Raw genomic sequence first — 22,626 nt, 5'->3', positions numbered from 1 at the left:
CCTGTCGTGCGCCGTCATGGTGGCACCGCCGCGGACATGCGCGCATTGCCGGAAGCCGGCAGTGTTGGTCGCTCCTTGACGTCCGATCCGCGACCCGGGGGAAAGCCGGGTTAAAGGGCGGTACCCGGCCAGCCCAAGACGCGGGCGCCGAGCGCCGCGGTCTCCAGGGTGTAGCGCTGCAACGCGTCGCCCGGGTCGTATCCGGTCAGCGTCCGGATCCGCTCCAGCCGATAGGAGAGCGTGCGTACGCTGATCCGCAGCCGGCGGGCGGCCTCGGCGTTGACGTAGCCCGCCGCCGCGCACGCCGTGATCGTCTCCAGGAGTGGGGCCGCGCCGCCGCGCGCGTGCACCAGCGGCCCGAGCGCGGTGCGCACCAGATCGGCCATCGCCGCCCGGTCGCGCAGCAGTACGGGGAAGACCAGCAGATCGGCCGCGTCGAGCACCGGGCCCGGCAGGTCCAGCCGCTCGGCCAGGTCGAGCGCGCCCAGCGCCTCCTCGTAGGACAGCACGACCCCGCCCGCGCCCGGGTGCGCCCGACCCAGGGCGACCCGGTCGGCGCTCTCCCGGCCGCCGCCCGACGAGGTCGCGTACTTGGCGAAGGCGGCCAGCACCGGTCGCTCGTCGTCCGGCGCGATGCACACCAGTCGGGCGCCCTTGGTGGTCAGCAGCACGTCGCGTTCGCCGAATCGGCCGATCAGCTCGCGCTCGACCCGGCGGACCAGCGGGTGCGCCTCGTCGTACGCCACCTCGCCCACCGCCACCGCGACCGCGTGCGCGCGGGCCAGCCGCAGTCCGAACCGCTCGGCGCGCTCGGCGAGTCGGCCCGGGTCGCTGCGGCCGTACAGCAGGTCGTCGATGAACTCGCGACGGGCGGCCTCCTCCTGGCGGACCGCCAACCGCTGGGCCCGCTCGTGGCCGGCGCCCAGCGCGGTGATCGCCGCCTCCGAGGCGGTCAGCACCGCCTCGCCCGCCCGGGCCGCCTCGCCCACGCTTCCCGCGCGGGCAACACCCGGCAGCGTGGTCCACACCCGGCGGGTCTCGCGCAGATACAGGTCGACCAGCGCGTGCCAGTGGTGTCCGGCCTCCGCGGCCCGCTCACCGAGGTCGGCCAGCACGTTCAACTCGGCGCGGCGCAACAACCGCCCGGTGGTCGAGATCTCGCCGAGCAGTTCGGCCCAGTCGCGCAGGAACTCGGCGGGTATCCCCTCGTCGCTCTTCACGCCTTTTCCCCCGTACCCGTAGCCCCGCTTCGCTGCCGGAAATCCGGCAGCGAAGACGCTACCAACACTGCCGAATCCCGGCAGGGACGGGCGGATGCGGGCACGGGCGGCCGGGTGGGGTGGTCAGCCGATCAGCTCGGCCACGATCGGGGCCAGTGCGCGAAACGCCTTGCCCCGGTGGCTGATCGCGTTCTTCTCGGCGGCGGTCAACTCGGCGGCGGTGCGGGTGTCACCGGCCACTCGAAGGATCGGGTCGTAGCCGAAGCCGCCGGTGCCGCGCGGCTCGCGGGTCAGCGTGCCCTCGAACCGGCCCTCGACCACCCGCTCGGTGCCGTCGGGCAGCGCGAGCGCCGCCGCGCACGCGAACCACGCCTCGCGGTGTTCGTCGGCGATGTCGGACAGTTGGGCGAGCAGCAGCCGCAGGTTGGCCGTGTCGTCGCCGTGCGTACCGGCCCAGCGGGCGGAAAAGATCCCGGGCATCCCGTTGAGCGCGGCCACGCACAGGCCCGAATCGTCGGCGATCGCCGGGAGTCCGGTGGCCCGCGCGATGGCGTGCGCCTTGAGCAGCGCGTTGGCCGCGAAGGTGAGCCCCGTCTCGGGCACGTCGGGCACGTCGGGGTAGGCGTCCATCCCGACGAGTTCGACGTCGAGTCCGACGTCCGCGAGGATCTGCTGGAGTTCGACAACCTTGTTGGCGTTGCGCGTGGCGAGTACGAGACGGCTCATGGCGCAAAGCCTAGGGTCGCCGCCCGCCACCGGCCGAACCGGGCGTACGGGTCACCGCGTCCGCGCACGCGCGCCGGGAACGCCGCTTCGTCGGCGAGCGCGACTACTTGGCGTAGTCGTGGATGTTGCCGGCGAAGTCGAAGACCAGCGCGGTCTCGTCGCCGACCACCCATGCGTCGTGGCCGGGGTCGCAGACGAAGACGTCGCCCGCCTTCAGGTCCTTCTCCTCACCGTCGTCCATGCGGATGTGTACGTGTCCCTGGGCGACGTAACCGTTGTGGTGGAACTGGCAACTGTCGGTCCCGGCGATGGGCCCGACATCCTGCGACCACCGCCAGCCCGGCTCGAATCGGGCAACGCCGAAATCGACGCCTTCCAGACTGACCACGTCCAGGTGACCGTGCGGTATGTCGCGGCTCTCGTCGGCTTCGTTGATCGATCGCACAGCGAGCATGGTGGATCATCTCCTTCGGAGGTCACCACTTCCATCCTGCGCCTCGGCGCGGACGATCGCGAGCGCACCGCGGCTCATGCTCCGCGGTGCTCCCCGCCTGTCCCGCTCGATCTGCTCGATCTGCTCGATCCACTCGAACCACCGACCCCGCGCGGGCTACTTGACGCAGATCGTGGTCAGGTTCTTCGCGCCGTTGATCAGCGGCTGCACATCGCTCGCGCTGAGGTTGCCGCCGTTGGCCGCCTTGGTGCTGAGCTGGGTGATCACGTCGCCCAGGCCGTTCGCGGCGTTCTTCGCGTCGTCGGAGTCCAGGTCCTTGGTCTTGTCGTTCAAGGTCTTCTGGAGGTTGTCGAGCGCCTTGCGGGCGGCGGCCGGGTCGTTCAGCACATTGCCGAGGCTGGAGATGTCGTTGGTCAGGTTGGTGGCCAATTCGGCGCACGAGATCGCCTTCTGCGCCTCGCTGCACGCAGCGGTGGCGAACAACGCGCCCACCATGGCGGTGGCGGCGATCGTGACGCGCAGGACCCGGCGCGGACGGTACGTGGCGCGGAACATGGTGCTCCTCGTCAGGGACGGGCCGTCGGGCCCGGTCGTGGCTGCCGCTGATCGGGATGACCAGGTGCCATGACCGTACTGGTGTCCCGGGCCGCGCCGGGCCGACGGTCGCACACCCGGTGCGTGTCGGTTGCGTGTACGTGACACTCGCAACCGGCGCGTGACCACCGTTTGCCACGGTATGCCGGGAACACCCTCTCGGGGCACCACCATTGCCTGCCCGCAGGCCCCGGGACCCGAGGGCTGGGCCTCGCCGCCTCCGGAACTCGGCCGTTCGGCCGCTCAGCCCTCCAGGGCGCGCTGCTGAAGCGCCGTCAGCTCCGCGCAGCCCAGAGTGCCCAGGTCCAGCAGATCGTTCAGCAGCGCCCGGTCGAAGGGCTCCTTCTCCGCGGTGCCCTGCACCTCGACGAAGCGCCCGTCCCCCGTGCAGACGATGTTCATGTCGGTCTCGGCCCGCACGTCCTCCTCGTACGGGAGGTCGAGCATCGGCACCCCGTCGATGATCCCGACGCTGACCGCCGCCACCGACCCGATCAGCGGGTTGGCGCCCTTGCGGGTGAGCTTGTGCTCACGCGCCCAGGCCACCGCGTCGGCGAGCGCGACATAGGCCCCGGTGATCGCCGCGGTCCGGGTGCCGCCGTCCGCCTGGAGCACGTCGCAGTCCAGGTGGATGGTGGTCTCGCCGAGCGCCTTGGTGTCGATCACCGCACGCAGCGAGCGGCCGATCAGCCGCGAGATCTCGTGGGTACGCCCGCCGATCCGACCCTTGACCGACTCGCGGTCGCCGCGGGTGTGGGTGGCGCGCGGCAACATCGAGTATTCGGCCGTCACCCAGCCCTCGCCGCTGCCCTTGCGCCAGCGCGGCACACCCTCGGTGACGCTGGCGGCGACCAGGACGCGGGTACGGCCGAACTCGACGAGGACCGAGCCCTCGGCGTGGTCGAGCCACTTGCGCTGGAAGCCGATCGGGCGGAGCTGCTCGGGGGTACGGCCGTCTACTCGTGACATGCCTCCAGCCTAAGCCGTGGCAGGCGCCGGTCCGGACCGCCCGGCGCCGGGTTCAGACCGTGTGCGAGGCATCCGGCAGGGCCAGGTCGACGGCGCCGGTGAAGGTTTTGCGGGCGTCGTCGAGATTGCGCTCGCGACTGGTCCACGGCGGGATGTGGGTGAGCAACAGCCGCCCCACGCCCGCCCGTTCGGCATGCTCGCCGGCCTGCCGGCCGTTCAGGTGCACGTGCGGCAGGTCTTCTCGGCCGTGCTCGAACGACGCCTCGCACAGCAGCAGGTCCGCGCCGCGCGAGATGCGCACCAGGTCGTCGCTGACCCCGGTGTCGCCGGAGTAGACCAGCGATCGCCCGCCCGCCTCGATCCGGAACGCGTAGGACTCGACGGGGTGCGGCATCCGGTCGGCGGTGATCCGGAAGGGGCCCACGTCGAAGGTGCCGGTGACCACCGTGCGGAAGTCGAACACCTCGGCCATGCGCCCGTTGTCGATCGCGCCCTCGACGTCGTAGGAGCGCGCGATCCGCTCGTGCGTATCGGCCGGGCCGTAGACGACCAGCCGGGGCAACTCCCCCGCCGGGCAATACTTGCGGGCCACGAAGTAGCAGGCGAGGTCGAGGCAGTGGTCGGCGTGCAGGTGGCTGAGCAGTACGGCGTCGATCGAGCCGAGCGTGGCATGGCGCTGGAGGGCGCCGAGCGCGCCGTTGCCGAGATCGACCAGGATCCGCACCCCGTCGGCCTCCAGGAGATAGCACGAGCAGGGGCTGTCCGGTCCGGGAAAGCTGCCGGAACACCCGACGACGGTAAGTTTCACGCGAGCGCTCCGAACACGTCGACGCCGGCGACCCCGAGCACGCCCCGCATCGGCCGACCGGCCACATGCGCCGACCGCTCGAACCCGGCCCGGGCCACGGGAGGGCCACCGACACCGGAATCGACGATCCCGCTCGGCGCGCCGCTGGATACGAACACCACCCCCCGAGAGTACGCAGAGACCCCCCACGCGCCCCCACACAACGCCCTCGGAGTAACCGACGTCATACCGCCCGCCCCACCCGCGCACCTGCGGACGGCGGGAAAGCCGACGACCGCCCGCTTCGGCAGCGTCAGGGGACGAGCAGGATCCGCCCGAGTTGGCTGCGTTCTTCCAGCAGTCGGTGGGCCTGTACCGCCTCGGTCAGCGGGAGGGTCGTGTGGACCGCCACGCGCAGCCGGCCCGAGGCCAGGTGTTCGGCGAGTTCGGCCGGCTCCTCGCGGGCCCGTTCGGGGGCGGCGGCGCGCCAGGCCAGGAGGGAGAAGCCGGCCACGGACCGCAGGGCGAACAGGTCGGTGAGCGCGATGCCGGACACATCGCCGCTCGCCGCGCCGTAGACCACGACCCGCCCGAACGGCGCCACCACGTCGAAGGCGCGCCGCAGGATGTCCCCGCCCACCGAGTCCAGCACGACGTCCACGCCCCCGGGCACGACCTCCCGCACCCGCTCCGGCCAGTCGGCGGCGGAGTAGTCGACGGCGAAGTCGGCGCCGTACGCCCGGACGAAGTCGAACTTGGCGGCCGACCCGACGGCGGCGACGACCGTACCGGCGCCGAGCAGTTTGGCCAGTTGCACGACGAGGTGGCCGATGCCCCCGGCGGCGGCGTGCACCAACACCGTCTCGCCCGGGGCCGGTCGCCCGGTCCGCACCGCCCGCAACGCCACCGGCGCGGCCAGCGGCAGCGCGCTCGCCACACCGGCGTCGAGCCCGTCGGGCACCGCCACCGCCCATTCGGCGTCGGCGAGCACGAAGTCGGCGAACGCGTCCTCCGCCAACGCGGCCACCCGCGCGCCGACCGGCGGCCCGTCCACCCCCGGGCCGCGCGCTTCGACCCGGCCCACCACGTCACCGGTGAGCACCCCGGGCAACGGCCGCCGGAACAGCGGACCGGCGGCGGGCCCGCGCCGGAACCGGGTGTCGACGAAGTTCGCGCCGATCGCCTCGCTCCGGATCAGCACCTGTCCCGGTCCGGGCGTCGGCACGTCGGCCTCCTCCACGGTGAGGACTTCCGGATCGCCGTACTCGTGATAGCGGACTCGTCGCATTCGACCCTCCGGGCGGCAGGAGAACATGGTGGATACCCGACCCGGCACCAAACTGGACCGCCGGTCAAGTTGACTTCGAACGTACTGGACCGCCGGTCAAGTTGTCCACGGATCACCAGCCTCGACCAGTGATGAGGAACGCGATGCCCGAAGCCCCCACCGACCGCCCCGAACGCGCCGACGCGGCCCGCAACCGGCGCGCGATCCTGCGCGCCACCGAGGAGTTGCTGGCCCGACACCGCCCGGAGCAGATCTCGATGGAACAGGTCGCCGCGGCGGCGGGCGTCGGCAAGGGCACGGTGTTCCACCGCTTCGGCAGCCGGATGGGCCTGATGGAGGCCCTGATGGCGGAGCGCGCACTCGCCCTGACCGCGGCGGTCACCACCGGCCCGCCGCCGCTCGGCCCCGGCGCCCCGCCCGGGGAGCGCCTGCTCGCCTTCCTCGACGCCATCGTCGACGTGGTCGCCCGCAACAAGGGCCTGATGGCCGCGCTCGGCCACGCCGCGAGCGCCACCCCGAAACCGGCCGCCGACCCCGCCGAGGATCCGCGCACCGCACACCCGGTCTACGGGTTCTGGCACGGACACATCGCCGACCTGCTCGCCGCCCGCCGCCCCGACCTCGACGCCGAGACGCAGGCCCACCTCCTGCTCGCCGGTTTGCAGAGCCGATCGGTGTTGCGCCTGCTCGAACAGGGCGAGGGCGAACGGGTCGCCGCCGCCGTACGCACCCTGGCCGAAGGCCTGCTCACCGCCGCCTGAACACCCGCGCCTCCCCCAACGCATCGAGGCCGCCTCCACACCCCCGGCGCGAACCGGGAGGCGGCAAACGGCCTCGATACGAGAACAGAGAACGAAACGGGCCCTCAGGCCCAGAGTTGCCCGTGCAGCCCCTCCACCGCGGCCTCGGTCGACTCGGCCGTGTAGATCCCGGTCGACAGGTACTTCCACCCGCCGTCCGCGATCACGAACGCGATGTCGGCGGACTCCCCCGCCTTGACCGCCTTGCGCGCGATGCCCAGCGCGGCGTGCAGCACCGCGCCGGTCGAGATGCCAGCGAAGATGCCTTCCTTCTCCAGCAGTTCGCGAGTGCGCCCGACCGCCTCGGCGGAGCCCACCGAGTAGCGCGTGGTCAGCACGTCGCCGTCGTACAGCTCCGGCACGAACCCCTCGTCGAGGTTGCGCAGCCCGTACACCACGTCGTCGTAGCGCGGCTCGGCCGCCACGATCGTCACGCCCGGGACCTTCTCGCGCAGATAGCGCCCGACGCCCATCAGCGTGCCGGTGGTACCCAGACCCGCCACGAAGTGGGTGATCGTCGGCAGGTCCTCCAGCAGTTCGGGGCCGGTGGTCGCGTAGTGCGCGTCCGGGTTGGCCGGGTTCCCGTACTGGTACAACATCACCCAGTCGGGGTGCTCGGCCGCCAGCTCCTTGGCCACCCGCACCGCGGTGTTCGACCCGCCCGCCGCGGGCGACGCGATGATCCGCGCGCCCCACATGCGCAGCAGCTCGCGGCGCTCCTCGGAGGTGTTCTCCGGCATCACGCAGACGATCTCGTAGCCCTTGAGCTTGGCCGCCATCGCCAGCGCGATGCCGGTGTTGCCCGAGGTCGGCTCCAGGATCGTGCACCCCGGCGTGAGCAGCCCGTCCCGCTCGGCCGTCTCGATCATGTGCAGGGCCGGGCGGTCCTTGATCGAACCGGTCGGGTTGCGGTCCTCCAGCTTGGCCCACACCCGCACGGTCGGCGACGGCGACAACGTCGGCAGGCCGACCAGCGGGGTCCGGCCGACCGAGTCGAGCAACGATTCGTAACGCATCAGATCGAGCCGCCGGCGACCGCCGGAAGAATCGTCACGGTGTCGCCGTCGTCCAGCTTGGTGGTCAGACCGCCGGTGAAGCGCACGTCCTCGTCGTTGAGGTAGACGTTGACGAAGCGGCGCAGTTCGCCGTTCTCCTCGACGAGTCGAGCGCGCACGCCCGGGTGTCGGACCTCCAGGTCGACCAGCAGGTCGGCGAGCGTGGCGCCGTTGCCGGGCACGGCCTTCGCGCCGTCGGTGTAGGTACGGAGGATGGTCGGGATGCGGACCTCGATGGCCATGGATGCGCTCCTCTGGTTGTGACGCGAACGGAGAGAACGCAGTCCGGACGCGGGCCGCACCCCGACGCTCCATCGGAGGCGGTGGGGCGGGGGGTCGTTCACATGCGCCGGTGCTGCGGGACGTGCCTGCTGCCTGGGTGCCTGATGGGCCGATCCGACCTCGGGATCAGCCCACGCGCGCAGCGCGACAGAGGGCGCTGGAGAGTCGGCACAGGTCGACGTGCAGGCGTGCGACAAGGAAGGCGCCCGGGGCTCCGCCCGGCACCGCTTCCGTCGTATTCACGCCCGCATAACGCATATGGTCATGCTAGCCATTCCCCCGGGTCGCTTTGATGTGATCTCGCATGCCGGAACCTCCCATATCGACGGGTGAGACGACGGCGGGGCGAGGGTGAGCCGGCGGCGGGACGCCCCCGCCGTTCCCCGGTCAGTAGGCGTCCACCACGTTGACCTCCTCCTCGGTGATCACGCCGTCGACGATCCGGTACGACCGGAACTCGTAGGTGTCCTCCTCGCGCGTGGACACGAGCACGTAGTGCGCGTTCGGCTCGGACGCGTACGACACGTCCGTGCGCGACGGGTACGCCTCGGTCGCGGTGTGCGAGTGGTAGACGATCACCGGCTCCTCGTCCCGGTCGTCCATCTCCCGGTAGAGCTTGAACAGGTCGGCCGAGTCGAACTCGTAGAACGTGGGCGAGCGCGCGGCGTTGAGCATCGGGACGAACCGTTCGGGGCGGTCGCTGCCCTCGGGCCCGGCAACCACGCCACACGCCTCGTCGGGGTGGTCGGCACGGGCGTGGGCGACGATGCGATCGCGCAGGGCTGCGGTGATGGTGAGCATGCCCCGAGCGTACTGAGCACCCGCGCGACCCGCGTGCCCGCGCGGGTCGCGCCGGCTCCGCCTCCGCGCTCAGGCCCGTGCCCCGTGCCCGCGCCGCACCGGGATGTACGCCACCACCAGGAAGGCCACCCAGATCGGCACCACGTACAGCGCGATCCGGGTGTCCGCCGAGAAGCCCAGCAGGACCACCACCATCGCCAGGAACGCCAGCACCGCCCAGCCCGTGTACGGCGCGCCCGGCATCCGGAAGCCGTGCCCGGCCAGCCGTCCCCGGTCCACCGCGCGCCGGTAGCGCATCTGGCAGCCGACGATCATGCCCCACGTCCACAGCGCGCCGACGGTGGCCACCGAGGTGATGTACATGAACGCCCGGTCCGGGACCAGCGCGTTGACCAGCACCCCCACGCCCATCACGATCGCCGAGACGGTGATCGCCATGGCCGGCACCCGATGCGCGCTGAGCCCGCTCACCCGCGGCGGCGCCTGCCCCTCCACCGCGAGCGTGCGCAACATGCGACCGGTCGAGTACAGCCCCGAATTGCACGAGGACAGCGCCGCGGTGAGCACCACGAAGTTGATGATCGCCGCCGCGGCGGGAATGCCCACCCGGTCGAAGACCAGTACGAACGGGCTCTCCTTGGCGTGGAAGTCGGTCCACGGCGCCAACGAGAGGATGATCACCAGGGCGCCGATGTAGAACAACCCGATCCGGAACGGGATGGTGTTGATCGCGCGCGGCAGCACCTTCTCCGGGTTCTGCGCCTCGCCCGCGGTCACCCCGACCAGTTCGACGCCCAGGAACGCGAACATCACGATCTGGAGCACCAGCAGAGTCTGGCCGACGCCGTTGGGCGCGAACCCGCCGTCGGACCACATGTGCGAGACGGACGCCTGGTCGCCGGCCTCGCCGAAGCCGAAGATCAGCACCCCGATGCCGACCAGGATCATCCCGATGATCGCGGTCACCTTGATCATCGAGAACCAGAACTCGAACTCGCCGAACAGCTTGACCGAGATCAGGTTGGCCGCGAACAACACGAGCAGCACCACGAGCGCGGTCACCCATTGCGGCACCGCCGGCCACCAGTACTGCACGTAGACGCCCGCGGCGGTGATCTCCGCCATCCCGGTGACCACCCACATGATCCAGTACGTCCACCCGGTGACGAACCCGGCGAACGGACCGAAGAACTCCCGCGCGTATTCCGCGAAACTGCCCGCCACCGGGCGGTACATCAACAACTCGCCCAGCGCGCGCATGACGAAGAAGATCATCACGCCGGCCACCGCGTAAGCGGCGATCAACGACGGCCCGGCCTTCTCGATCGCCCCGCCCGCACCGAGGAAAAGCCCGGTGCCGATCGCCCCACCGATGGCGATCATCTGGATCTGCCGACCGTTCAGCCCCCGCTCGTAGCCCTCGGCGTCCGCACCGGGCCCGGCCCCCGAGGCGGTCGATCCGGCTTCGGTCTCCGTCATGATCGCTCCCGTTCGTCGGTACGGAGGCCGTATTACCAACGATGGGGGGCGGAAACCGGTATTCCGATTGTTCCGGCGTGTCCGTTTGGGCGGGATGGCCGGGATGGCCGGTTCACCGTGCGTGCGCCCGGTGCGGGTCTACAACGCTCCGAGCAGCGAGTCCTGGAGGCCGCCCAGCCAGTGGAACACCGCGAACAACCACCGGCGCGGGTCGTCGTCGGCCAGCTTGGCCTCGAACTCCTCCATGTCCTCGGTGACTTCCAGTCGCGTACCGATCACCAGGCGCAGGTCGTTGAGGGTGCCGAGCCAGGCCTGCACACCCTCCGCGTCCAGCACCACCCGGTGCTCGCGGCCGCTCATGACCTCGTCTTCCTCGGCCGGTACGGTCAGGTCGACCAGTTCGGCCAGGTCGGCGAGCACGATCCGCGCGTTGTCCCGCTTACGCAGCCGCAGGTCGGTCTCGGTGTACCGGCGGAACTCGGCCGCCGCCTCCACGTCGTCGGCGTAGGCGTCCGGCAACAGACGGGCCAGCGCCGGATCGTCCGGAGTGGCCGGCACCTCGGTCGAGCCGAGTCCGGTCAGGCCCAGTTCGGCGGCCAGCGGATCGACCGCCTCGTCGTCGGGCGAGACCATCTCGACCAGTTGACCGCACAGATCGGCCAGCACTCGCACGTGCATGTCTTCCAGGACGATCTCGGGCCGTCCCGAGCGTCCGCGCATGAAGAGGCCGTTCACAGGCTGTGCAACTCCCGGAGAATATGGGCGAGGAGAGGGTGCGGCGGGCGCCCGAGGGCCCGGCCGGGTCGTGCGAACCGCGCGGGCGTCACTTGTCGTGCTGGATGGTCGCCCACAGCCCGAACCCGTGCATCGCCGTGGTGTCGCGCTCCATCTCCTCGCGCGTCCCCGACGACACCACGGCCCGACCCTTGTTGTGCACGTCGTGCATCAGCTTCTCGGCCTTGCGCTTCGGATAACCGAAGTAGGACTGGAAGACGTAGGTGACGTACGACATCAGGTTGATCGGGTCGTTCCAGACGATGCACACCCACGGGGTCTCGGCCCGGACATCCTCGTCGGGCTGATGCTTCTCGACCTCGATGGGAGCGACACTCATGGGTCCCATGCTGCCATCAGCCCAGGGCCCGGGCGAACCGGCTCGACGGGGTCGGCGTGCCCGGATGTGACCCGGGGCGTACCCGTCCCCCCTCGGGTACGGCAAAATCCCGCGCATGTCCTCTGCGCCCGCACCGGGTTGGTACCCGGACCCGGAGATCACCGGCCACATCCGTTACTGGGACGGCGGTGCCTGGGTGCCGGACAGCAGCCGGCCGGCCGAGGAACCCGGCCGGCCCGCCGACGGCCCGACCGCCGACGCGGGCGGTGTGGCCGGAGGCGGCGCGATCCGGGCCAACGCGCCGGAGGCGATCGGGCAGGGCGGCCGGGTGATCCGCGGCGAGGTGTTGTCCACCAGCACGGGCGCGCCGTACGACATGTCGTCGACCGGGATGTACGCGCCGCCGAGCGCCGAGCCGGGGCCGGGTGGCGCGGACGTGCCGCGTTCGGGGCCGACCGCGCCGACCGGTGGGGCGAGGGGGGCGACGCCGCCGGGCGAGACCGTGCCGCCGCCGCGCGCCGGCGGGGAGGCCGGGCCGTGGCGGCCGGTACAGGCCGATCTGTTCGGCAGCAACGAGCGGCGGCCGGCGCACCTGGGCCGGCGCCTGCTCGCCCGGATCGCCGACGCGCTGGTGCCGCTCGCGGCCGGCATCGCGGTGGCCATCCCGATCGTGCCGGACGCGGTCGACCACATCCGGGACAAGATCGACCGGGCCCGGTACGAGGGTCGCGACACCACGGTGTGGCTGCTCGACGGCACCACCGGCACCGCGCTCGCGATCGTGCTCGGCACGGTGCTCGCGGCGGCGCTGCTGTACGAGGCGCTGCCCACCTGGAAGTGGGGCCGCTCGCTGGGCAAGACCCTGTTCGGCCTGCGGGTGGCCGACCTGGACAGCCACGACACCCCCACGCTGTGGCAGTCGGTACGGCGCTGGCTGGTCCTGTACGTCCCGGGCGTGTTCGTGGTCGGCGTGCTCGGCGCGCTGTGGGGGCTGTTCGACCGCCCGTGGCGCCAGGGGCTGCACGACAAGGCGGCCCGCACGTTCGTCGCCCGGGACTGACCCGGCGGGCGGGGGCGGGCGGGGCCGGGCGGGGGCCGGGCGGGTCGGCCCGATGCACCCCACTCACCCGACTCGCCCGCCCCCGTCACCCATACAGACGCGACACGCCAGGGTTGGCCGAAGGCGTCACGCTCACGTCGGCTTTTGTCCGCTTTACTCGGTTTTATGACAGGAAGCCCACCGCCCCCGCCGCCTTCCGACCCGTCCGGCAACGACCCGACGCGCGGGAATCCGTACGGACAACAACCACCGGCCGGCAACCAGCCTCCGTACGGGCAGGACCCGACCGGGCAGCAGCCGCCCTACGGGCGGGATCCGTCCGAGCAGCCGCCGTACGGCCAGGACCCCACGGGCCAGTACCCCTACGGCCAGGGCGGCCCGTACGGCCAGGAGCCGACCTACGGCGCAGGCACGGGCGGCGGCGGATACGGCGGCGGGCCGACGCTCGGCGGGCCGCTGCGCCGACTGGTCGCGCGGATCATCGACAGCCTGATCGTCGGCGTGGTCGCCGGCCTGATCTCCTGGCCGATCGCCGGCAGCGACTACAACTACGACGACGTGTCGTTCGGCGCGCAGTTCGCCTCGGGGCTGATCTTCTCGCTGGTCTACTTCGTCTACGAGGGCTTCCAACTCGACCGGTTCGGCCGCACCCTGGGCAAGCGGGTGCTGGGCATCCGGGTGGTTCGGGTGGCCGACGGCGGGCCCATCGCGGGGTCGATCGCGTGGACCCGCGCAGCCGTGTACACCCTTCCGGTCATCGTGCCGTGTCTGGGCACGTTGTTCTGGCTGGTCAACGTCCTGTGGCAGCTCTGGGATCAGCCCTGGCACCAGTGCCTGCACGACAAGGCCGCGCACACCACGGTCATCCGCGGGGCGTGACCCGAGCCGAGTGATGCCGGGCGCGGATCCCGAGTACTGCCGTCGTCGTGCCGAGCGCGACCCCGATGCCCATGGCGACGGCAGCCCCCGCCACGGTGCGCGGTTCCCACGCCGCGAGTAGTGAGACCGTCAAGACGATCGTGACGAATACGCCGTAGCCGAGTCGGAAGAAATCTCCTCTTGCCACGACGCACCACCTCCCCTGCACCCCTTTGTGCACGCCCCCCTGTTTCACGCTACTGCGCGCGACGCGCAATGTAAGCATTCGATTGCGATCGGGATTTATCGGTCCCGACTCCGGGCACCCTCCCGCGACCGGTCGGGGTGGTGATCCTCGATCTCGGACCACCCGAGCCCCGGAGCGTCCTCGTGAATCCCAGGCGCGTCACTCCCACCCTCGTCACCGTGCTGTGCGCGCTGCTGATCCTCGCCGCGGTGTCCACCCCCGCGGCGCCGAGACCCGACGAACCGGCCGCGGGGGCCGACTCCGGGGCCTTCGCCGAACGCGACCACGACCTGTCGCACCCGTTCAGCGAGCGTCGCCGACAGCGGCGCGACGCGGCGGTGCGGGCGGTGACCGAGGATCCGGGGCCGACCTCGCGCACCGTGCCGGCGGGGGAGGCGGGCAGCGCCGAGACCCGACCGCCCGCCGAGTCACGGGTGTTCGTGATCCTGGTCGAGTTCGGCGATCGTCTCGACCGCCCGAACGGGCAGCGCTACGGCTCGCGCCCCGGCCCCCGGCACAACACGATCCCCGCGCCGGACCGAGCCCAGGACACCACCACGATGTGGCGGCCGGCCTACGAACGCGACCACTACCAGGACCTGTTCTTCGGCCCGGGCACGATCGCGCCGTCACTGGCGTCGTACTACCTGCGGCAGTCGGCGGGGCGCTACTCGATCGACGGCGAGGTCACCGACTGGGTGCGGGTGCCGTACAACGAGGCGCGCTACGGCAACGACGCGTGCGGCAGGAACGTGTGCCGGGACGTCTGGGCGCTGGTCCGCCACGCGCTGAAGGTGTGGTTCGACGGGCGGGCCGCGGAGGGGCTGAGCGCCGCGCAGGTCCGCGAGCGGCTGGCCTCCTTCGACCGGTGGGACCGGGACGACTTCGACGGCGACGGCAACTTCGACGAGCCCGACGGCTACCTGGACAACGTGGAGATCGTGCACGCCGGCGTGGACAAGGCCCAGGGCAGCGGTGAACAGGGCCGCGGCGCGATCTGGTCGCACCGCTGGTACGCCGAGGCCGACCAGGTGGGCCGCACCGGCCCGGCCGGCAACCGGGCGGGCGGGGTGCCGATCGGAGACTCGGGGTTGTGGGTGGGCGACTACACGATGCAGCCGGAGAACGGCGGACTGGGCGTGATCGCACACGAGTTCGGCCACAACCTGGGCCTGCCGGACCTGTACGACCGGGGCAATTCCACCGACGGCCCACCCGGCTTCTGGTCACTGATGGCCCTCGGCGCCTACCTCGGCGACGAGGACGGCGCGGGCTCCCTGCCGGGCGCCCTGTCCGCGTGGGACAAGCTCCAACTCGGCTGGCTGGACGTCCGGGTCGTCGACCCGACCCAAAAAACCGTGGTGCAACTGGCCCCCAACCAGTCCACGGGCGACCCCCAGGCCCTGCTGATCCCCCTGCCCCCACGCCCCAACGGCGCAAAACGCTGGTACATCGTCGAGAACCGCCAATACGTCGGCGCCGACACCGCCTTGGTCGACGGCCCGTACCAACTCACCGCCGGCAAACGTGTGGCCACCCACTTCCCCTACGGCGAGGGCGTCCTGATCTGGCTGTGGGACACCGCGTTCACCGACAACGACGTCTCCCGCCACCCGGGCGAGGGCCTGATCCTCCCGATCGACATCCACCCGGACCTCCTCCGCGACCCCACCGGCAAACCCCTGCCCACCCGCTTCCAAACCGCCGACGCGGCCCTGACCGCAGAATCCGAACAAACCTCCGCAATCACCCTGAGCCGACTGGGCACCTTCCCATCCCGCCCGGGCACCCCAACCTTCACCGACACAGCCACGTACTGGTCCGGAGCCTCCCCCACCACAGGCGTAAAGGTCCCCCACACCGGCGTACAAATCCACACGGAAGGCCCCACCAGAACGGGGGGCGCGACAAGGGTCACAATCACCAAGTCCACGCCGTGACAACGCCCGCGGGGGACGCGGAGGGGGATGTGGGCCGGGCCGGGCCGGGCTGGGCCGGGTCCCCTGGGGGCCTTCCCGGCTGACATCCAGCCCGCGGCTACGGGCGCCGGTGCGGGGCGGGTCCGGTCGCGGGGTCGGCCGCCGCCGGCGTCCGGGGCTCCGAGACTTGGGGCTTCCGACGGGGCGGGTGCGTTGGTCGGCGAAAAAGCGACCAGCAGCGGCGGGCGGGGCGGGTGCTCGGGTCGGGTTCGCCGGGCGTGCGTTCCCGGGTGGGTCGGGTGTTGGCGGCAAGACTCGCGCCTTGGGCTGCGGGTGGCCGATGCGAGGCCGGTCAGGATCGGTGATGGGCCGCCGCCGGCGTCCGGGGCTCCGAGACTTGGGGCTTCCGACGGGGCGCGCGTCTTGGTCGGCGAAAACCGGCAGGCAGCGGGGGAGCGGGAGGGCGGTCCGGTCGGGTTCTCCCGGGGAGCCTTCCCGAGTGGGTTGGGTCGGGGTGTTTTCGGGGTGCGGTGGGCATGTGGCCGGCAAGGTTGACGAAACCGGATGGCGTGGGGTGCCGCAGCGCCGGAGTGAGAGAAAACTGCAGGTCAGCACGGCTAGGTGGCATTTCGGAGTGCTTCGGGATCCGATTCCGACCTCCACTGGGCACTTTCGGTCTTCTCGATGCCCGCCGTGAGGCCGGAGTGCACGAAGCCGACCCTGACTCGGCAGTTTCGGTCTCCATGCCGGCGTTGAGAGAGCCGGAGCGACGCGAAACCGGCACTCGACACCAGACTTTCCACCGCGACCACGCAAGACCGCAGGTCACCGAAACCCAAGTGCCAAAACCACCCGCCGCGATCCGGTTCCTCGAAACACGACCTCACCCACTCGGGAAGGCTCCTTGGCAGACTCGACTCGACCGCCCCCCTGCCCGCCGCTGCTGGTCGCTTTTTCGCCGACCAACACGCGCGCCTCGCCGCAAGCCCCAAGTCTCGGAGCCCCGCACGCCGGCGGCGGCCCATCACCGATCCTGACCGGCCCCGCATCGGCCACCCGCAGCCCAACGCGCGAGTCTTGCCGCCAACACCCGACCCACCCGGGAACGCACGCCCGGCGAACCCGACCCGAGCACCCGCCCTGCCCGCCGCTGCTGGTCGCCTTTCGCCGACCAACACGCGCGCCTCGCCGCAAGCCCCAAGTCTCGGAGCCCCGCACGCCGGCGGCGGCCCACCACCGACCCTGACCAGCCCCGCATCGGCCACCCGCAGCCCAAGGCGCGAGTCTTGCCGCCAACACCCGACCCACCCGGGAACGCACGCCCGGCGAACCCAACCCGAGCACCCACCCTGCCCGCCGCTGCCAGCCGCTATTCCGCCGACCAACACACCCGCCCCGCCGCAAGCCCCAAGTCTCGAAGCCCCGCACGCCGACGGCGACCCACCACCGACCCTGACCGACCCCGCACCAGCCACCCGCCACCCAAAGCGCAACGCACGCCGAAAACACCCGACCCACCCGGAAACGCACGCCCGGCGAACCCAACCCGAGCACCCACCCCGCCCGCCGCCGCTGGCCGCTTTTAAGCCGACCAACACACCCGCCCCGCCGGAAACCCCAAGTCTCGAAGCCACGCACGCCGGCGGCGGCCCACCCCGCGACCCGGGTCGGCCCCGCAACCGCAGCCTGACTCGCTCAAGCCGGGCCGAGCCGGCCACCCCGACCCAACCGAGACGCCAGCACCGCCTCAGCTCCAAGCCAAGCCAAACCACTCAGCCCGGCCGGCGTTTGAGGCCGCCCCGCCCCCCCCCCCCCCCCCCCCCCCCCGCCCCCCCCCCCCCGCGCGCCCCCCCCGTCCCCCCCCCCCCCCCCCCACAGCCCCCCCGGCCGCCCGGGGCGCCCACCAGTTCCACGCCCGCCTCCCGCATCTGCGCCAGGGCCGTCGCTGTGCTCGACGGGCCCACCCCGGCCGTGAGGCTCAGGAGTACCCGGGTGGCGAAGCCCTCGCCTACCGCGTCGAGGGCCGTTGCCCGGACGCAGTGGTCGGTGGCGATGCCCACCACGTCCACCTGTGTGACCCCCCGCTCCCGCAACCACGCGGCGAGGGACGTTCCGTCGGCGGCGGCTCCCTCGAAGCCGCTGTAGGCGGCGGCGTGGGCGCCCTTCGAGAAGACCTCCTCCACCCGCCCCGACTCGACCGCCGACGCGAACGCCGGGTGGAAGAGCGCCCCTTCCGTCCCGGCGACGCAGTGCACCGGCCAGGACCGCGCGTAGTCCGGCGTCGCCGAGAAGTGCGCCCCGGGGTCCACGTGGTGGTCCCGCGTGGCCACGATGTGCGCATACGCCGGCGTCTCCGCGTGTACCGGGTCCGGCGGCTGCTCGGCCGCGTTGGCCGCCACGTGGTGCCGGATCGCCTCGGCCACCGCCGCGCCGCCCGCGACGGCGAGGCTTCCGCCCTCGCAGAAGTCGTTCTGTACGTCCACCACGATCAATGCCCGGGTCATCGCCACCTGCCTCCTCGTGACCGGCCCGTCGCCACCGACGAACCCGCTCGCGCCTACTCGTAAATCGTCGGAAGTACCGGTTCCCCGCGCGAGAGCTGCGTAGCCGAAAGCGGCAGTTCCTCACGCGAACGCTCGTGCCGCGCCCGCGCCGCCGACAGCGGCTCGCGCCCGACGATCTCCCCGCCCAGCACCAGCGGGACCAGCAGTTCCCGCTCCCCCGGCACCGGCTCCGCGTCCGCCCGGAACGGCCGCAGCACCTCGGCCTCGGCCACCCCGTCCGCGTCGTAGCGCCGCACCGCGCTCTTGCGGCCGCCGTGGCTGGGCTTGCCCGGCGACTTCTTGGCCACCGGCACCAGCGGCGCGTCCGGCTCGTCGCTCATCGCGCGCGCGACCAGCTTGTACACCAGCGACGCGGTCGGGTGTCCCGAGCCGGTGACCAGCTGCGTGCCCACCCCGTAGGCGTCCACCGGGGCCGCCCGCAGCGAGGCGATCGCGTATTCGTCGAGGTCGCTGGTGACCACGATCCGGGTCTTGGCCGCGCCGAGTTCGTCGAGCTGCGCCCGCACCCGGTGGGCGAGCAGGAGCAGGTCGCCCGAGTCGAGTCGGACCGCGCCCAGTTCGTGCCCGGCCACCTCGACCGCCGTCCGTACCGCGGTCGCCACGTCGTAGGTGTCCACCAGGAGTGTGGTGTCCGCCCCCAGCGCGGCCACCTGCGCCGCGAACGCCTCGCGCTCGTCGTCGTGCAGCAGCGTGAAGGCGTGCGCGCTGGTGCCCCGGGTCGGAATCCCGTACCGCTGCCCCGCCCGCAGGTTGGACGTGCTCGCGAAGCCGCTGATGTACGCGGCGCGCGCGGCGGCGACCGCGGCCTCCTCGTGGGTGCGGCGCGAGCCCATCTCGATGCACGGCCGCCCGGCCGCCGCCGAGGTCATCCGCGACGCGGCGGCGGCGACCGCGGCGTCGTGGTTGAGGATCGACAGGATCAGCGTCTCCAGCACCACCGCCTCGGCGAAGCTGCCCTCGACCACCACCAGCGGCGAGCCGGGGAACCAGCACTCGCCCTCGGCGTAGCCCCACACATTGCCGGTGAAGCGGTAGCCGGCCAACCAGTCCAGCGTCGCCCGGCCGACTACGCCGGCCTCGTCGAGAAAGCTCAGCGTCTCGTCGTCGAAGCGGAAGTTCTCGATGGCGTCGAGCAGTCGCCCGGTGCCGGCGGTCACGCCGTAACGGCGCCCGTCCGGCAGCCGGCGGGCGAAGACCTCGAACACCGAACGACGGTGCGCCGCACCGCTGCGCAGTGCGGCTTCGAGCATCGTCAGCTCGTAGTGATCCGTCAGCAATGCCGTGGTTGCGGTGTCCATGTCGTCAGCATAACACGATTACTCGTCAGTTTGACGATTACTCGCAAGAGTGGCGCGCATCACGGAAATTCCGCCTCAATAGCCCGCATTCATCCACCATCTCGGACATCTACCCGACCCGATCCTCCTCCGGCGTCGGCGCCCACGTCGACCCGTTGATGTGCGTCCCGCCACCCACGAACAGGGTGTTGCCGGTCACGTAGCACGAATCCTCGCTCGCCAGGAACAGCGCGACGCCGCCGATGTCGGTCTCCGGATCGCCCAACCGCCCCATCGGATTCAGCGCCTCTGCGGCCGCGGCGGCCTCCGGGTTCGCCCTCGCGTACGCCTCGAACGCCTCGGTCCTGGCCCCGGGGCAGATCACGTTCGCCCGAATCCGGTGCGGCGCCCACTCGCGCGCGGCCGAGCGGGTCAGCGCGCGCAGCGCCTCCTTGCCGACGTTGTACTCGGCCGTGAAGCGGTGCGCGTTGACCCCGTTCAGGCTGGCGATGTTGATCACGCTGCCGCCGCCCGCGTCCCGCATCGGCTCGAACGCCGCGCGCATCGTCCACCACCCGGCCCACATCGCCATGTCCAGGCCGTGCCGGAACTGTTCGTCGGTCTTGTTCTCGATCCGGTTGATCCGGCCGCCGCCCCACGCGTTGTTGACCAGCGTGTCCAGGCGTCCCCACCGGGACAGCGCGGCCTCGACCAGCCCGACCGCCTCGGCCTTGATCGTGACATCGGCGACCACCGCGAGCGTCTCGACGCCGAACGTGTCGGTGATCTCGGCGGCCACCCGCTCCGCCGCCTCACCGCGGATGTCGTTCACCAGGACCCGACACCCCTCGGCCGCGAACCGCCGGGCGATCCCGCGCCCGATGCCGGCACCCGAGCCGGTGATCACCGCGACGTGGTCCAAAAGACGTCCTGCCATGCGCTGCCTCCCACGTGGATCGTTGTGCTCTCGTGGGTTCGGTGGGTACCGGCAACCGCGCGACAAAACAAGGGCGTACCGGCGAAATCGCAGGTCAGCTGGGTCGCCACTGGTGATCGCAGTCCCGACACTTACGATCGCCGTACGGCATCGAGGACACCTTGCCCGAGCCGCACTCGGGACAGGTCGGCCCGTCCGCGGCGGTCGGCGGTCGCCAGCGCGCGGCGCACGAACCGCAGACGTAGTCGCCGACGATGTCCGTACTCACCTTGGTCGAGCCGCACTTGCCGCACTGCACCTCGACGTGCCGCCGCTTGCGCGGCGCGGCGCGGCCGATCGCGGCCTGGCGTTCGCGCTGCGCGGAGAAACCCCAGTAGGAGCGCAGTCGATCGGCCATGTCCGGGCGCAGGTCGCCGCCGTCGCCGGCCGGGACCTCGCTGCGTGGCTGCTCGCTCATGATCGGCACGGTAGGGCATGCCGACCGGCGCGAGAAGCCGGTTCGCCGGGCCCGCACCGGGATTTCGGGCCCGAGTCCCGGTTCGCCCGGCCGGGGCCCCGGATATCCCGTCGACCCCGGCGAAGCGTCCCGTTATCGTCGGGGACATGGAGATCCACGAGCAGCGAGCTACCGGCGTCGGGCCGGCGAACCGGGCGCGATAGCGCGCCTCGGCCCGGCTCGGCGTGTGTGTACCCCCAGCGTGTACCCCCACCGCCCGCTGCTCTCGCGAAGGCCGATGCGCCATGCTCTCTCCACACATCCGCTCCACCTTTCTCGACTTCTTCACCGCGCGCGGACACCGCCCGGTGCCGTCCGGTTCACTGCTGCCGCCCGATCCGAGCCTGCTGGTGGCGAACGCGGGGATGAACCAGTTCAAACCCTGGTTCCTGGGCGACGTCGAGCCCGAGTTCCCCCGCGCGACCTCGGTCCAGAAGTGCGTCCGCACCGTCGACGTCGACAACATCGGGTACACCCGTCGGCACTCGACCTTTTTCGAGATGCTGGGCAACTTCTCCTTCGGCGACTACTTCAAGCCGGAGACCGTCGCGTTCGCGTACGAACTGCTCACCGAACACTTCGGCCTGTCCCGCGACCGGTTGTGGATCACCGTGTACGAGGACGACGACGAGTCGGAGCGGATCTGGCGCGCGGTCGGCGTGCCGTCGTCGCGGATCCAACGGATGGGCGCGGCGGACAACTTCTGGTCGATGGGCGTGCCGGGGCCGTGCGGGCCGTGCTCGGACGTCACCTACGACCGGGGCCCGTCGTTCGGGTCGGACGGCGGACCGGCGGTGGACTCGGAGCGCTTCGTCGAGTTGTGGAGCCTGGTCTTCATGCGCAGCGTGCGCGGCGAGAGCGGGCCCGACGGGAGCTTTCCCGTCCTCGGCGAACTGCCGCGCACCGGCGTCGACACGGGGCTCGGGCTGGACCGGCTCGCGGCGATCCTCCAAGACGTGGGCGGCGCGGTCGAGACCGACCTGCTGCGGCCCACGCTCGCGGTGGTCGAGGAGTCGGCGGGTCGGGGCTACTCCCCCGTAGACCGCGAGGACCCCGACCGGGTCTCGTTCGAGGTGGTCACCGACCACGCGCGGGCGATCGCGTTCCTGCTCGCGGACGGCATCCGGCCGGACAAGGAGGGCACGGGGTACGTCCTGCGCCGGCTGATGCGACGCGCGATCCGGCACGGCCGCCGACTCGGCATCGAAGGCGCGATCCTGCCGCCGATCACTGCGAGCGTGGTGCGCAACCTGGGCCCGTCCTGGCCCGAACTCGCCCTCGCGGCGCCCCTGATCGAGGAGGTGACCGCGCGGGAGGAGGAGTCCTTCGACCGAGTCCTCACCCGCGGCACCCGCCTGGTCGACCGTGCCATCCGCCGCCGCCTCGCGACGGGCCGATCCGACCTGCCGGCGGAGACCGTATTCACCCTCTACGACTCCCACGGCTACCCCCCGGACCTGACCATCGAGGCAGCCCGCGAGTCCGGCCTGACGGTGGACCACTCCCACCTACGCACCCTCCTACCAACCCTCCCCCCAAACCCGACCGAGCAATAACAAAACCCGGCCCCAAGTCAAGCAACCAACCCCAACGAACCACCCCGGATCCACCCCCGGGGCCCGAAGCAAAGCAACTCCGGCCCCGGCCGGCCTCCGGCCCGGTTTTCCTCAAACACCGGACGGGCTGAACCACGAGCCCA

The 22,626-nt window shown here is 71.7% G+C and carries 24 protein-coding genes and 1 pseudogene; 5 read left to right on the top strand and 20 right to left on the bottom strand.

Annotation, left to right across the window (positions count from 1 at the left end):
- Positions 1 to 110: 110 nt before the first annotated feature.
- The 8 genes from ACFXKZ_RS22665 to ACFXKZ_RS22630 form a co-directional block, all read right to left on the bottom strand.
- Positions 111 to 1,220 (bottom strand): PucR family transcriptional regulator, encoded by a 1,110-nt coding sequence (locus ACFXKZ_RS22665; protein WP_380002737.1) that lies wholly within the window; start codon positions 1,218 to 1,220, stop codon positions 111 to 113.
- Positions 1,221 to 1,343: 123 nt separating this feature from the next.
- The gene (rdgB, locus tag ACFXKZ_RS22660) at positions 1,344 to 1,946 is read right to left on the bottom strand and encodes an RdgB/HAM1 family non-canonical purine NTP pyrophosphatase (RefSeq protein ID WP_380002736.1); all 603 of its coding nucleotides are present in this window, start codon (positions 1,944 to 1,946) and stop codon (positions 1,344 to 1,346) included.
- A 103-nt stretch (positions 1,947 to 2,049) separates the two neighbouring features.
- Positions 2,050 to 2,400 carry a cupin domain-containing protein gene (locus tag ACFXKZ_RS22655; RefSeq protein WP_380002735.1) on the bottom strand — a complete coding sequence of 117 codons (351 nt, stop codon included), beginning with the start codon at positions 2,398 to 2,400 and terminating at the stop codon, positions 2,050 to 2,052.
- Positions 2,401 to 2,556: 156 nt separating this feature from the next.
- Complete coding sequence (locus tag ACFXKZ_RS22650; RefSeq protein WP_380002734.1) at positions 2,557 to 2,955, bottom strand: hypothetical protein; 399 nt, start codon at positions 2,953 to 2,955, stop codon at positions 2,557 to 2,559.
- 282 nt (positions 2,956 to 3,237) lie between these two features.
- Entirely contained in the window at positions 3,238 to 3,963 is a 726-nt protein-coding gene (gene rph / locus ACFXKZ_RS22645; RefSeq protein WP_380002733.1) for a ribonuclease PH, read from the bottom strand.
- 52 nt (positions 3,964 to 4,015) lie between these two features.
- Positions 4,016 to 4,771: an MBL fold metallo-hydrolase gene (locus ACFXKZ_RS22640; protein ID WP_380002732.1), complete on the bottom strand. Its 756-nt coding sequence runs from the start codon at positions 4,769 to 4,771 to the stop codon at positions 4,016 to 4,018.
- Positions 4,768 to 4,932, bottom strand: a complete 165-nt coding sequence (locus ACFXKZ_RS22635) for a hypothetical protein (protein ID WP_380002731.1) — start codon at positions 4,930 to 4,932, stop codon at positions 4,768 to 4,770. Before ACFXKZ_RS22635 ends, ACFXKZ_RS22640 begins: the two co-directional genes overlap by 4 nt.
- 131 nt (positions 4,933 to 5,063) lie before the next feature.
- Positions 5,064 to 6,038 (bottom strand): zinc-binding alcohol dehydrogenase family protein, encoded by a 975-nt coding sequence (locus ACFXKZ_RS22630; RefSeq protein ID WP_380002730.1) that lies wholly within the window; start codon positions 6,036 to 6,038, stop codon positions 5,064 to 5,066.
- 143 nt (positions 6,039 to 6,181) lie between these two features.
- Between ACFXKZ_RS22630 and ACFXKZ_RS22625 the strand changes: the two genes are divergently transcribed.
- On the top strand, positions 6,182 to 6,799 hold the full coding sequence (locus ACFXKZ_RS22625; protein WP_380002729.1) for a TetR/AcrR family transcriptional regulator: 618 nt from the start codon (positions 6,182 to 6,184) through the stop codon (positions 6,797 to 6,799).
- A gap of 104 nt (positions 6,800 to 6,903) precedes the next feature.
- Here ACFXKZ_RS22625 and ACFXKZ_RS22620 read toward each other — a convergent pair whose 3' ends face one another.
- The 7 genes from ACFXKZ_RS22620 to clpS form a co-directional block, all read right to left on the bottom strand.
- Positions 6,904 to 7,854: a PLP-dependent cysteine synthase family protein gene (locus ACFXKZ_RS22620; RefSeq protein WP_380002728.1), complete on the bottom strand. Its 951-nt coding sequence runs from the start codon at positions 7,852 to 7,854 to the stop codon at positions 6,904 to 6,906.
- The gene (locus ACFXKZ_RS22615) at positions 7,854 to 8,135 is read right to left on the bottom strand and encodes a MoaD/ThiS family protein (RefSeq protein ID WP_380002727.1); all 282 of its coding nucleotides are present in this window, start codon (positions 8,133 to 8,135) and stop codon (positions 7,854 to 7,856) included. The genes ACFXKZ_RS22620 and ACFXKZ_RS22615 overlap by 1 nt, the downstream gene beginning before the upstream one ends.
- A 166-nt stretch (positions 8,136 to 8,301) precedes the next feature.
- Positions 8,302 to 8,400 (bottom strand): putative leader peptide, encoded by a 99-nt coding sequence (locus tag ACFXKZ_RS22610; protein WP_360307782.1) that lies wholly within the window; start codon positions 8,398 to 8,400, stop codon positions 8,302 to 8,304.
- 162 nt (positions 8,401 to 8,562) lie between these two features.
- Positions 8,563 to 8,976, bottom strand: a complete 414-nt coding sequence (locus tag ACFXKZ_RS22605; protein WP_380002726.1) for a Mov34/MPN/PAD-1 family protein — start codon at positions 8,974 to 8,976, stop codon at positions 8,563 to 8,565.
- Positions 8,977 to 9,045: 69 nt separating this feature from the next.
- Positions 9,046 to 10,455, bottom strand: a complete 1,410-nt coding sequence (locus tag ACFXKZ_RS22600; RefSeq protein ID WP_380002725.1) for an amino acid permease — start codon at positions 10,453 to 10,455, stop codon at positions 9,046 to 9,048.
- Positions 10,456 to 10,593: 138 nt separating this feature from the next.
- On the bottom strand, positions 10,594 to 11,190 hold the full coding sequence (locus tag ACFXKZ_RS22595) for a DUF2017 domain-containing protein (protein ID WP_380002724.1): 597 nt from the start codon (positions 11,188 to 11,190) through the stop codon (positions 10,594 to 10,596).
- A gap of 88 nt (positions 11,191 to 11,278) precedes the next feature.
- The gene (gene clpS / locus ACFXKZ_RS22590) at positions 11,279 to 11,569 is read right to left on the bottom strand and encodes an ATP-dependent Clp protease adapter ClpS (protein ID WP_174861535.1); all 291 of its coding nucleotides are present in this window, start codon (positions 11,567 to 11,569) and stop codon (positions 11,279 to 11,281) included.
- Between the two features lie 115 nt (positions 11,570 to 11,684).
- Between clpS and ACFXKZ_RS22585 the strand changes: the two genes are divergently transcribed.
- On the top strand, positions 11,685 to 12,629 hold the full coding sequence (locus tag ACFXKZ_RS22585; protein ID WP_380002723.1) for an RDD family protein: 945 nt from the start codon (positions 11,685 to 11,687) through the stop codon (positions 12,627 to 12,629).
- 165 nt (positions 12,630 to 12,794) lie between these two features.
- Positions 12,795 to 13,508 carry an RDD family protein gene (locus ACFXKZ_RS22580; RefSeq protein ID WP_380002722.1) on the top strand — a complete coding sequence of 238 codons (714 nt, stop codon included), beginning with the start codon at positions 12,795 to 12,797 and terminating at the stop codon, positions 13,506 to 13,508.
- Here ACFXKZ_RS22580 and ACFXKZ_RS22575 read toward each other — a convergent pair.
- Positions 13,492 to 13,695: a hypothetical protein gene (locus ACFXKZ_RS22575; RefSeq protein WP_126643288.1), complete on the bottom strand. Its 204-nt coding sequence runs from the start codon at positions 13,693 to 13,695 to the stop codon at positions 13,492 to 13,494. The two genes, ACFXKZ_RS22580 and ACFXKZ_RS22575, sit on opposite strands and share 17 nt — an antisense overlap.
- Before the next feature lie 182 nt (positions 13,696 to 13,877).
- Between ACFXKZ_RS22575 and ACFXKZ_RS22570 the strand changes: the two genes are divergently transcribed.
- On the top strand, positions 13,878 to 15,674 hold the full coding sequence (locus ACFXKZ_RS22570) for an immune inhibitor A domain-containing protein (protein WP_380002721.1): 1,797 nt from the start codon (positions 13,878 to 13,880) through the stop codon (positions 15,672 to 15,674).
- A gap of 1,871 nt (positions 15,675 to 17,545) precedes the next feature.
- On the opposite strand, the pseudogene ACFXKZ_RS22565 reads toward ACFXKZ_RS22570, so the two are convergent.
- The 4 genes and pseudogenes from ACFXKZ_RS22565 to ACFXKZ_RS22550 all read right to left on the bottom strand — a co-directional run.
- Positions 17,546 to 18,157: pseudogene (locus ACFXKZ_RS22565) on the bottom strand (isochorismatase family protein); the annotation flags it as partial.
- A 53-nt stretch (positions 18,158 to 18,210) separates the two neighbouring features.
- Positions 18,211 to 19,515, bottom strand: coding sequence for a nicotinate phosphoribosyltransferase (locus ACFXKZ_RS22560; RefSeq protein ID WP_380002720.1), 1,305 nt, complete (start codon positions 19,513 to 19,515; stop codon positions 18,211 to 18,213).
- A gap of 109 nt (positions 19,516 to 19,624) precedes the next feature.
- Positions 19,625 to 20,431 carry an SDR family NAD(P)-dependent oxidoreductase gene (locus tag ACFXKZ_RS22555; RefSeq protein ID WP_380002719.1) on the bottom strand — a complete coding sequence of 269 codons (807 nt, stop codon included), beginning with the start codon at positions 20,429 to 20,431 and terminating at the stop codon, positions 19,625 to 19,627.
- A 94-nt stretch (positions 20,432 to 20,525) separates the two neighbouring features.
- Entirely contained in the window at positions 20,526 to 20,888 is a 363-nt protein-coding gene (locus ACFXKZ_RS22550; RefSeq protein ID WP_143658021.1) for a zinc ribbon domain-containing protein, read from the bottom strand.
- Positions 20,889 to 21,172: 284 nt separating this feature from the next.
- Here ACFXKZ_RS22550 and alaS point away from each other — a divergent pair, with 284 nt between their 5' ends.
- On the top strand, positions 21,173 to 22,483 hold the full coding sequence (gene alaS, locus ACFXKZ_RS22545) for an alanine--tRNA ligase (RefSeq protein ID WP_380002718.1): 1,311 nt from the start codon (positions 21,173 to 21,175) through the stop codon (positions 22,481 to 22,483).
- Positions 22,484 to 22,626 lie beyond the last annotated feature (143 nt).

Source organism: Embleya sp. NPDC059237 (genome assembly GCF_042754105.1).
Classification (GTDB): domain Bacteria; phylum Actinomycetota; class Actinomycetes; order Streptomycetales; family Streptomycetaceae; genus Embleya.
This window is presented reverse-complemented; position numbering and strand designations above follow the sequence as displayed.

Coding starts and splice junctions, on each gene's coding strand:
- ACFXKZ_RS22620 (WP_380002728.1), bottom strand. CDS start 7,854: ATGCGTTACGAATCGTTGCTCGACTCGGTCGGCCGGACCCCGCTGGTC.
- rdgB (WP_380002736.1), bottom strand. CDS start 1,946: ATGAGCCGTCTCGTACTCGCCACGCGCAACGCCAACAAGGTTGTCGAA.
- ACFXKZ_RS22550 (WP_143658021.1), bottom strand. CDS start 20,888: ATGAGCGAGCAGCCACGCAGCGAGGTCCCGGCCGGCGACGGCGGCGAC.
- ACFXKZ_RS22655 (WP_380002735.1), bottom strand. CDS start 2,400: ATGCTCGCTGTGCGATCGATCAACGAAGCCGACGAGAGCCGCGACATA.
- ACFXKZ_RS22600 (WP_380002725.1), bottom strand. CDS start 10,455: ATGACGGAGACCGAAGCCGGATCGACCGCCTCGGGGGCCGGGCCCGGT.
- ACFXKZ_RS22625 (WP_380002729.1), top strand. CDS start 6,182: ATGCCCGAAGCCCCCACCGACCGCCCCGAACGCGCCGACGCGGCCCGC.
- ACFXKZ_RS22585 (WP_380002723.1), top strand. CDS start 11,685: ATGTCCTCTGCGCCCGCACCGGGTTGGTACCCGGACCCGGAGATCACC.
- ACFXKZ_RS22560 (WP_380002720.1), bottom strand. CDS start 19,515: ATGGACACCGCAACCACGGCATTGCTGACGGATCACTACGAGCTGACG.
- ACFXKZ_RS22630 (WP_380002730.1), bottom strand. CDS start 6,038: ATGCGACGAGTCCGCTATCACGAGTACGGCGATCCGGAAGTCCTCACC.
- ACFXKZ_RS22615 (WP_380002727.1), bottom strand. CDS start 8,135: ATGGCCATCGAGGTCCGCATCCCGACCATCCTCCGTACCTACACCGAC.
- ACFXKZ_RS22555 (WP_380002719.1), bottom strand. CDS start 20,431: ATGGCAGGACGTCTTTTGGACCACGTCGCGGTGATCACCGGCTCGGGT.
- ACFXKZ_RS22605 (WP_380002726.1), bottom strand. CDS start 8,976: ATGCTCACCATCACCGCAGCCCTGCGCGATCGCATCGTCGCCCACGCC.
- rph (WP_380002733.1), bottom strand. CDS start 3,963: ATGTCACGAGTAGACGGCCGTACCCCCGAGCAGCTCCGCCCGATCGGC.
- ACFXKZ_RS22650 (WP_380002734.1), bottom strand. CDS start 2,955: ATGTTCCGCGCCACGTACCGTCCGCGCCGGGTCCTGCGCGTCACGATC.
- ACFXKZ_RS22580 (WP_380002722.1), top strand. CDS start 12,795: ATGACAGGAAGCCCACCGCCCCCGCCGCCTTCCGACCCGTCCGGCAAC.
- clpS (WP_174861535.1), bottom strand. CDS start 11,569: ATGAGTGTCGCTCCCATCGAGGTCGAGAAGCATCAGCCCGACGAGGAT.
- alaS (WP_380002718.1), top strand. CDS start 21,173: ATGCTCTCTCCACACATCCGCTCCACCTTTCTCGACTTCTTCACCGCG.